At 42.3% G+C, this 9,747-nt stretch carries 11 protein-coding genes; 7 read left to right on the plus strand and 4 right to left on the minus strand.

Annotated features, from left to right (window positions below; translation table 11 throughout):
* The 4 genes from J7545_RS13090 to J7545_RS13105 all read left to right on the plus strand — a co-directional run bounded on the left by J7545_RS13090 (window position 1) and on the right by J7545_RS13105 (window position 4,438).
* Entirely contained in the window at window positions 1-909 is a 909-nt protein-coding gene (locus J7545_RS13090; RefSeq protein WP_318700911.1) for a class I SAM-dependent methyltransferase, read from the plus strand.
* Between the two features lie 123 nt (window positions 910-1,032).
* On the plus strand, window positions 1,033-2,388 hold the full coding sequence (locus tag J7545_RS13095; RefSeq protein WP_318700913.1) for a hypothetical protein: 1,356 nt from the start codon (window positions 1,033-1,035) through the stop codon (window positions 2,386-2,388).
* A gap of 186 nt (window positions 2,389-2,574) precedes the next feature.
* Window positions 2,575-3,468, plus strand: coding sequence for an AEC family transporter (locus tag J7545_RS13100; protein WP_318700914.1), 894 nt, complete (start codon window positions 2,575-2,577; stop codon window positions 3,466-3,468).
* 4 nt (window positions 3,469-3,472) lie between these two features.
* Window positions 3,473-4,438, plus strand: coding sequence for a type II secretion system F family protein (locus J7545_RS13105; protein ID WP_318700915.1), 966 nt, complete (start codon window positions 3,473-3,475; stop codon window positions 4,436-4,438).
* 147 nt (window positions 4,439-4,585) lie between these two features.
* On the opposite strand, the gene prfB is transcribed toward J7545_RS13105, so the two are convergent.
* A protein-coding gene (prfB, locus tag J7545_RS13110; protein ID WP_413039023.1) for a peptide chain release factor 2 occupies window positions 4,586-5,702 on the minus strand; the annotation gives its coding sequence in 2 pieces (ribosomal slippage) (window positions 4,586-5,629 and window positions 5,631-5,702; 1,116 coding nt in all).
* Window positions 5,703-5,879: 177 nt separating this feature from the next.
* On the opposite strand from prfB, the gene J7545_RS13115 reads away from it, so the two are divergent.
* From J7545_RS13115 to J7545_RS13125, 3 genes are read left to right on the plus strand one after another with little or no spacing between them, the layout of a single operon-like run.
* A complete protein-coding gene (locus J7545_RS13115; protein WP_318719648.1) occupies window positions 5,880-6,500 on the plus strand; it encodes a Uma2 family endonuclease in 621 nt (206 codons plus the stop codon).
* Window positions 6,501-6,538: 38 nt separating this feature from the next.
* A complete protein-coding gene (locus J7545_RS13120) occupies window positions 6,539-7,156 on the plus strand; it encodes a Uma2 family endonuclease (RefSeq protein ID WP_318719649.1) in 618 nt (205 codons plus the stop codon).
* A 38-nt stretch (window positions 7,157-7,194) separates the two neighbouring features.
* Window positions 7,195-7,812: a Uma2 family endonuclease gene (locus J7545_RS13125; RefSeq protein ID WP_318719650.1), complete on the plus strand. Its 618-nt coding sequence runs from the start codon at window positions 7,195-7,197 to the stop codon at window positions 7,810-7,812.
* 513 nt (window positions 7,813-8,325) lie between these two features.
* On the opposite strand, the gene J7545_RS13130 is transcribed toward J7545_RS13125, so the two are convergent.
* From J7545_RS13130 to J7545_RS13140, 3 genes are all read right to left on the minus strand, one after another.
* Window positions 8,326-8,550 (minus strand): DUF2283 domain-containing protein, encoded by a 225-nt coding sequence (locus J7545_RS13130; RefSeq protein ID WP_318719651.1) that lies wholly within the window; start codon window positions 8,548-8,550, stop codon window positions 8,326-8,328.
* Window positions 8,547-8,807, minus strand: coding sequence for a DUF4258 domain-containing protein (locus tag J7545_RS13135; protein ID WP_318719652.1), 261 nt, complete (start codon window positions 8,805-8,807; stop codon window positions 8,547-8,549). The genes J7545_RS13130 and J7545_RS13135 overlap by 4 nt, the downstream gene beginning before the upstream one ends.
* A 212-nt stretch (window positions 8,808-9,019) precedes the next feature.
* Complete coding sequence (locus J7545_RS13140; RefSeq protein WP_318719653.1) at window positions 9,020-9,400, minus strand: WD40 repeat domain-containing protein; 381 nt, start codon at window positions 9,398-9,400, stop codon at window positions 9,020-9,022.
* Window positions 9,401-9,747: the final 347 nt, after the last annotated feature.

Genomic DNA, 9,747 nt, shown 5'->3' on the forward strand with positions numbered 1-9,747 from the left:
ATGATGAATAGTTTAATGGATTTTGATTCTGAACCAGTAGGCACTTTAAAGAGCCTGCAAAAGTCAGCAGTTTTTTCTCTCTTCTCAGATCAAAGCTTAAAGCTTCTAAAACTTAATGAACAACAATATATTGAGGGACAAATTGCTTATCGCAATCACCACAACGAAGAACTAATAATCCTGGAAGAGATCCTGAATATTTTTGAACAAAACAAATCTCAACAACCAACTCACGAAATCCTTAGCATAGGTTGTGGACAGGGATTATTTGAAAAGCTTCTCTTGAAAAGTCTTATTTCAGAAAACAAAATTCATTTTGTTGGTGTTGACCCTAACGAAACAGCCTGTAGCTTAATCCAAAAAGAATGCCAGGTGATTTATACATCTGAGCCTGCAAAGCTCTCTTTTGATATACATCAAAGTAAATTTGAAGATCTAGTCTTGACTCAAAAGTTTGACTTGGTTCTATTAATTCAGTCACTGCTCTACTTTTCAGACATTGAAACTGTCATTTGCAAAGTTTATGAATGTCTAGCAGAAGGCGGAATGGCAATTATTGCCATTCCTGCTAAAAGACAATTGCTGAATGAACCTTACTACCAAGCTAATTATCGGCTATATGGAGAGTTCCCTTGTTACAGTGAAGAGCTGAAAAAATATTTCAATGAACGTAATCTTTCGTTTGTTGAAAAAAGACTTCAGTTTTTAGTCAATATTACTCAATGTTTTGAACCACATTCTGAAGTTGGTAAACATCTCCTTAATTTTATGCTAGGTGTTAACATTGACTGTTTTTCGCCATTACAGCTTAGATTAATTCTCGATTACTTTGGGACTAGTTCGCAAAAGATTGATAGTGGTGAGGTTGTTTTACCACACTCTGTAGATATTTTTCATTTTCAAAAATAATACCCCTATGCAAATAATAATGAGCAAGTTACCTCTCAAGAGGGTGATGTTTATGGTGGATGGATTACGGTTGATATCATTAGTCCATTTAGAGGAGACCCAAGGGCACGGGGATGGTAGATCATGAAGATAGAAACACTTAAAATTGAGAATTTGAACATTCATGAACACCATTTGAGTGTGCGCTATAGTGCCGATGAATTTGAATTTTCCACCAAAGTTTTTTACCAGAGTGTCTCATTTTCTAAACTCAAACAGCACTATTCAGAAGAACTTACCAACAGAATAGCGGCTTATATTGCCTTATTTGAAGGAATGAAATTGTGTTCATTATTTCCCAAATATTATGACATTTCCCCGATCGCCCAATATTTAGCACAACCTGCCTTAGAACTGTTTGTGAAAATCTATCAAGGCGTTTTTGGTCAACATTGGTATGAAAATCAGGTCACTGATTATCAGCAACCGGAAATCATCTATTCACAACCATTAGGAGAATCAACTTCAGGGACAATACTAGGCAATAATTCCACAATTCTCACGGGTTGTGGAGGTGGAAAAGATAGTGTTGTGGCGATGAAAATCCTGGAAGACGCGGGTCTTCCATTTTCCTCTATGCAATATTCCCACAGTGTTTATGGCAAAGCCGAGCTACAACACGATCTGATTACTGAAGTTGTCAAAGAAACGACTCCTATTAAAACTCATAAAATTTCAATTATCGATGACTTCCTAGATTTCCCTTTGTTTCCCTTATATTTCCCCAAAAATTCAGGCATTATTGCTCCCGAAACTCCGGTTTCCATTTTTGAATCCTTGCCTCTTATGCTTCATGAAGGTTATAAATTCTTGAGTTTGGCCCATGAAAGAAGTGCTAACACCGGGAATTTATTCTGGGAGGAATTGGGAAAAGAAGTTAATCATCAATGGGGGAAAGGTTTTGAGGCAGAGCAAGCATTAAATACGTTTATTCAGAATCATCTGTTATCGAATTTTACTTACTTCGGAATTTTACAGCCGGTCTATGATTTCCGGATTTTCAAGAAGCTGAGTCAGTATCCAGAGATTCTGCCTAAAATTCATTCTTGTAATATCAAAAAACCCTGGTGCAAGAAATGTCCTAAATGTGCTTATGTCTGGCTCGGCTTGATGTCTACGTTTGATCCGGGTGCTGTAGATAGGGTTTTTGGGGTTAATTTATTCGACGATCCAGACTTACTCCCCATTTTTAGGCAAATGATAGGATTAGAAGAACATACGCCCTTTGAGTGTATTGGGGAAATTGATGAAAGTCGATTAGCGATGAAACAGTGTTTAAAAAAAGGCTTGTCTGGCAAAGCGTTAGAGGTGTTTAAAAACGAAGTTTTATCAGATCATTCTATTGATTGGCAGAAACTGGAAGAAAAATATGATAAAGTCTATCTTCAAGACCATTCGATTCCGGATCGTATTTTCCAAAAAATTGTGGATAAATTTTAGTGGGGAAGGTTAACGGGGGTGGAGTCCAAAGTCCCTCATACACCTCATTGGTTTTCGAGAAATGCTCTACAATAGGGCGGATGAAATATTTAAGGCTATCCTGGGTTGGATGGGTAATCCCCTTGTCATTGATAAAACTCTGAGCCATAATTTCCTCCTTTTACTTTTTGTCTAGCCCTGTAAGTAATGCCTGTTATTTTATCTGCCTTAGTCCCCGTTACTTTCATTATTTCCATTGGCATGATTGCCGGTCGGACTTTGACGCTAGAACGCTCAACCCTTTCTCAACTTGCGGTCTATATTCTGACTCCGGCTTTAATTTCTAGTAGCCTCTATCAAGCCCGATTATCAACAGATAGTACTCTGGGGCTAATTATCGGATATCTCATTACTTGTGTATTGGTTTATGGGGTTTCCCTGGGCATGAGTAAACTTCTCCGGCTTAAATCTGGGATGGAAACCAGTTTTATCGCCACTTCCCTGTTTGCCAATACTGGAAATATGGGCCTGCCATTTGCTACATTTGCGTTAGGAGAAGCGGGTTTAGATCGGGCGATTGTTTGCCTCATTGTGTCTAGTTTAATCATTTTTTCTACGGGACCAGCGTTGTTGCAAGGAGGAGGATTAGGGGATAGTTTGCGTCTGATCGTGAGATTACCGCTCATTTGGGCTATGATCGCTGGGTTGATTTTGCGCGTTTTCTCTATTGAGCTTCCTTTACGACTTGATGATGGGTTAGACCTTTTAGGAAGTGCTGCTATTCCCATTGCTTTAATTGTTCTCGGTATTCAATTAAGCACTACTACTTTTAAAATAGGACTCTATGAGGGCGTTACAGCAATCATTCGTTTGCTAGTGGCCCCAGCAATTGCGTATAGTGTGGGTCGAGGCTTAGGACTAGAGGTGCTAGATGTGCAAGTGTTAATCTTGCAAAGTGCGATGCCCACTGCTGTAAATACGGTGGTGTTGGTGACTCAATTTGGGGGGGATGCGTCATGGGCTGCCCGCACAGTGGTGGTGTCTACGGTGATGTCTTTAGTGACTCTTCCCTTAGTTTTGTGGGTAACCCTGATGCTTTAGGAGTATGGCATTGAAGACCCAGGAAAAAGTTCTCTTCTTTACAACTTTGGCTGAATTACTCCAGTCTGGGATTAGTCTCAGACAAGGGTTAACTTTAGCAGGACGGGAGAGCGATCGCCATTTCCAATGTTATCTGCAAGGAGCCAGTCGCGCCCTACGCAATGGTCAGGATCTCGCGTCTGCCCTCACCGTTCGTGCGGCAGCCGATCGCAAACGGCAGATCTATTTTGATCCTTGGACTATCTCCGCGATTCGGTTAGCCGAAACCCAAGGAACTTTAGCCGAAACTTGCCTGATTTTAGCCGAAATTACCCAATCCCAAGGGAAATGGAAAACCTATTATCAATCTATTCGTAGTAGTAGCTTACTCGCTCTCTGGAGTCTGTTAACTCTGCTGGCTGGGATTTTGAATTCCAATATAGCGGCCTTACTGCATCCCATGTTTTGGCTTCAGAGTGTGGCGATCGCCTTTGCCCTATGGATACTGGTCTTTTCCTTACCTCAGTATTTGGGCGCTCCCCTATTTCAAATGGGCAGTTATCTGCCCTTGGTACGTCCCTTGATGGAAGCCTATAGCCTCTGGTATTTATCCCAATTGCGCTTACTCTTAAGCTGTGGAATGCCCATCCTGACTGCCCTAGAATGGATTCAACAACAAACCCCAAATCGAACGATCAAAAAACGGGTAACAACGGTAACTCGTCAAATGCGGCGAGGACAAACCTTAAGTGAGAGTTTCAAGGGTAAATTCCCTCCATTGGCGATCGACTTTCTGCGTACGGGGGAAGAAACGGGAGAACTAGACCTTGCTTGGCAACAGATCGGTCAACATTATGGGACAGAATTAGAAAAAGGATTAAAGTTTCTGGCCAGCAGTTTACGCTTAATCAGCATTTTGGCCTTGAGCAATCTGGTTGTGATTGTCTGTATTCGTGGCATGTTTGTCATCTTGAATGCTACCAATCCTTAGATCAATTAAAAACTTAAAAACTGGGAATACCAACCCAGAATAAAATTATGCTTACTCTAGAAATGGCAATCCAAAAAATCCGAGATTTATTCCCGTAATTATGTCCAATCAAGATTCAAGGGTCTCCCGATCGCCGATTAAGGCAGGTTAAGTCACTTCAATGAGCTGATTTTCTTGGCGCAAATAGGCTTCGACAAAGCTCATAATTTCACCGTTCATCACATCCGTAATGGCAGTTGTTTCTACATTGGTACGTAGATCTTTGACCATTTGATAGGGATGGAAAACATAGTTCCGGATCTGATTTCCCCAGGCCGCTTCGACGATATCGCCACGAATATCGGCTATTTCCTGGGCCCGTTGTTCTTGGGCAATCACCAGTAATTTAGATTTTAAGAGAGCGAGGGCTTTTTCTTTGTTTTGAAGTTGCGATCGCTCTTCAGTACAGCGCACCGATAACCGAGTAGGGAGGTGAGTAATGCGAACCGCCGTTTCTACCTTGTTGACATTTTGACCCCCTTTACCACCAGCACGAGAAGTCGTGATTTCCAGGTCTTTTTCCGGGATCTCTAACTGTACCTCTTCATTTAAAATCGGCATGACTTCGATTCCAGCAAAGCTAGTTTGTCGTTTACCATTGGCATTAAAGGGGGAGATTCTCACTAACCGATGGGTTCCTTTTTCCGCTTTCAGGTAACCGTAAGCATACCGGCCATTGATTTCTAGGGTAGCTGATTTAATACCGGCTTCGTCTCCTTCGGAAATCTCAGTCAATTCGACTTTATACCCTTGGGCATTTCCCCAGCGCCTATACATGCGCAGCAGCATGTCTGCCCAGTCCTGAGCATCGGTTCCCCCTGCTCCTGCATTGATAGTTAGAACCGCTCCACTTTTATCATAGGTTCCCGATAGCAATTGTTGCAGTTCCCATTGATCGAGATCCTGGCTTAAATGGGAAACATGAGATTGGGCCTCTTGGAGAAGTGATTCATCGGCTTCTAACTCTAACAACTCCAAGATGGCCCTCATTTCTTCTAATGTGCCTTGCCAGTTTTCAAACTGTTGAAGAGAAGATTTGAGGTCGTTTAGCTCTTGGAGCGTTTGGCCAGCCTGGTTTTGGTCGTCCCAGAAATTGGGTTGAGAGGCGAGTTGTTCCAGGTCTTGGATTTTAGCATTGAGGATGGGTAGCTCAAAGATAGTCCTGGGTTTTACCCAGGCGATCGCACAACAAGTCTACTTCACGTTTGAGCGTTAGCGTATCCATAGGGTTCGATTGAGTCTCGCTTTTTTCCGTATCTATTTATATATCATACTCTGGCCATGGGGAAACCTATCGTTTAAAGGTTCAGTTACACAACCATGGAACAAAATAGGAGAGCGCGATCGCCTAAAATCGAAGAGGAAACCCAACCCATACCCATGTTTAATTTTTAATTGAGATATGGTACAAACACCCTCCAAACCAGAAACTGAAACCCTGTCACTAGAGCTACCCAGAACCCTAAAACTCTCGGTCACTCAAGAACAGTTTGAACTTCTAGCTGCGAGTAATCGAGAATTACAACTAGAAAGAACGGCAACAGGAGAATTAATTGTGAATCCACCTACAGGTTGGGAAAGTGGAAAACGGAACCGCAGTATCATCGGACAACTTGATCGGTGGTACGAAAATCATCAACAGGGAGAAGCATTTGACTGTAATACGGGATTTATTTTACCCAATGGTGCTAATCGTTCTCCAGATGCGTGTTGGGTGAGTCAAGAGCGTTGGGATGCTCTGACAGATGAACAAAGAGGTACATTCCCTCAGATTTGTCCGGACTTTGTGGTTGAATTACGGTCTGCTTCCGATACTCTGAAGTCCCTGCAAGAGAAAATGCAGGAGTATATGGACAATGGAGCCAAGCTGGGTTGGTTAATCGATCCTAAAAATAGAACCGTGGAAGTTTATCGAGTCGGTTTAGAAGTAGAAATTTTGTCTAATCCCACTGAATTATCCGGTGAGGAAGTTTTACCCAGTTTTGTGTTGAATTTGCGTCGAGTTTGGGGTGATATCGGTTAAAATCTAACCAGCCAATCTCTACGATCGCAGAGGTTAACATGGTACAGACACCCACCAAACCCGAAACCCTGTCACTGGAGTTACCCAGAACCCTGAAGCTCTATGTCACCCAAGAACAGTTTGAAGCTCTAGCAGCCAGCAATCGAGACTTACAACTGGAAAGAACCGCACAAGGAGAGTTAATTGTGAATCCACCTACAGGTTGGGAAAGCGGCAAACGGAATAGCAGAATTTCTGGCGAGTTGTATATATGGTGGCGCAATGCGGGTGAACCCGGAGAGGTGTTTGATTCTTCGACTGCTTTCATCTTACCCAATGGTGCAAATCGCGCCCCGGATGCGTCTTGGATAAGTCAAGAGCGTTGGGATGCACTCACGGAGGAACAAAAGGGTACGTTTGCCAACATTTGCCCGGATTTTGTAGTAGAATTGCGTTCTGCTTCGGATACTCTGAAGTCGCTGCAAGAGAAAATGCAGGAGTATATGGACAATGGAGCAAAGTTAGGTTGGTTAATTAACCCTAAAAATCGAACTGTGGAAGTTTATCGAGTGGGTTTAGAAGTAGAAATTTTGTCTAATCCCACTGAGCTATCTGGTGAGGAAATTTTACCCGGTTTTGTGTTGGATTTGCGTCGGGTTTGGGGGGAGAACCCTTAAACTATAACTAGCCAATCTCTACAATCCCAGAGGTCAACATGATACAAACTCCCCCCCAACCCGAAACCCTGTTACTGGAGTTACCCAGAAGCCTAAAGCTCCATGTCACCCAAGAACAGTTTGAAGCTCTCGCTGCCAGCAATCGAGATTTACCACTAGAAAGAACCGCAAAAGGAGAGTTAATCGTGAATCCACCAACAGGTTGGGAAAGTGGCAAACGAAATAGCCGGATCACTGGACAATTGGATCGCTGGGACGAAGACAATGAAAACTTGGGGCAAGCTTTTGATTCTTCCACTGCTTTTATCTTACCCAATGGTGCAAATCGCGCCCCCGATGCCTCTTGGATAAGTCAAGAGCGTTGGGATGCTCTCACAGAGGAACAAAAGGGAACCTTTGCCAAGATTTGCCCGGATTTTGTGGTGGAATTGCGCTCGGTTTCCGATACCCTGAAGTCCCTGCAAGAGAAAATGCAGGAGTATATGGACAATGGAGCCAAGTTGGGTTGGTTAATCGATCCTAAAAATAGAACGGTGGAAGTTTATCGGGTGGGTTTAGAAGTCGAAGTTTTGTCTAATCCCACCGAGTTATCGGGTGAGGAAGTTTTACCCGGTTTTGTGTTGAATTTGCGTCGGGTTTGGGGGGAGAACAGTTAAAACTCCGATGTTCCGCTATCGCCGACATGAAAATTGTTAATTGTTAATTGATATAAGTGCAAACTTTTAAGCTATAGTCAATTCAAATAACAGTGAGACATTTTTGTAGGGGCGAGCGGCCGCTCGCCCCTACAGATACGGGTATTCTAGACAGGTTGTGTGTGTATCGTCGTGTCTCAACCTTAATCCAATTGACTATATGGTAAATCCAGTATAGGGGCGAATCGAGATTTTGCCCTTAATAATCTCAATATCCATCAAACAGCCATGGATACGAGAACCATTCTTGTTCCAGCCATCGGACATAACAACAGTTGGATCAGTTATAGTCAGTCATTGCGAATGGAACGAAGTGGAATGAAGCAATCTCGATCATCTCGCTAATTGTAGCGATTGCTTCCCTCCGGTCGCAATGACAACTGTTTAAACGGATTTGATATGATGCCCGTTTAGCAAGGGTTCCAGGGTTAGACGTTTTGGTTTTGGATACCCTAGAGAGGGCTTGAAACTGAGTCATGGTGATGGAAAAGATATCAGTATTGATGGACTGATGCTGTATTCTATGCCTTCAGGGTTGTCAATGTGCTGAGAGGCTTGCAGGATCTCAATCCCGACGACATTACCATGCTCGTCGAAGTCTAGGATCATACCGGGTGTTTCTTCGTCGCTTTCGGTAATGATTGCTTCTTTGAAGGTGATGCGTAGGACATCAACTTGGCGATCGTATTTGATTTTCATGGGTTCCTCCAATATTTTTGAATTTTACTGGTGCGATAAACTGTAACTACCAGTTGGGGATCGACAGTAATGTTAATAAAAACTCGTAGCAAGTATAGTTTCCCCGTACCAAAGTCCAGTTGAGATTGATAAATTGTAATATCTTCACTTTGTTTTAGGGTTTGTTGGGGACTCCATAATACTGCTTCTATCAAAACCATAGGAATATTCCGTTTTTGGATCTCTTCTAAAGCATGATTGGAAAATTGGAAATTCATTACTTAAATCATGATTATTTAGTGCGAGCCACCGTATACCCTCCCTCAGCTTCCGGGTATAATGTAATGGGATAGCTTATGTTCAGATAATCTTGCAAGGTTTGCGGCTTAATCTAGATCTTCATCATTCCATTCTTCCAGATTGAGAAGTGTGACAATTTGTTGGACATAGACTCGTTTCACCATTTTGCCACTATTTTCTTAGCATAGATTTACTGACATGCAGGTAGTTTTTCCTTTTCTTCGGGATAAGTGGTAAAGTAGTCCTCTAACCACTCGCAGCCGGTTGCGATGAGTTCGTCTAGGGTTTGGTTGGGATAAATTCTAACTCGTCTTCCTCCGACGGCGATCGATTTTCCATCCGGAGCAAATTCCACGAACTTAAACTCCGAGCCTGACTCAGGAATGGTATATTTTGCTAATAATTCTCCCTTTGCACCCCATACACTTAATTCATCAGGATCACCTAAAATAGCAATTCGTTGACTATCAGGACTAAAAGCTAAATTTATCGGAAGTTGTTGCAATTTAATTGTCCGGATAAGATTTCCAGAAAAATCCAACAAGTTTACTGTATAATCTGTTCCTATCACAGCAATTAGTTTACTATCTGGGCTAAAATGAACGTAGACAACTTGTGACGAATTTTCTAAAACAGTAAGTCTACGATCTTCTAAGTTCCTTAAGTAAATTTCTCTTCGAGTTGAATACCACGTAGCCAAGTATTTACTATCAGAGCTAAATTCTGCACTATTTCCAATAATCATACCTTCCTCTGACCAGCTAAAAAGTTCACGTTGTATAGCAGTGAAAGGGAGAGTTAGGACATAATAGAAAGATGAAGTTAGCGATCGTGAGATGATGCCATCAGCTTATAGTATAGACCTAAGACATAAAGCCGTGGGGGCCTATGATAGAGGGGAGCGTAAGAGCCATGTGT

Source organism: Roseofilum sp. SBFL, from assembly GCF_017746885.1.
Taxonomy (GTDB): Bacteria; Cyanobacteriota; Cyanobacteriia; order Cyanobacteriales; family Desertifilaceae; genus Roseofilum.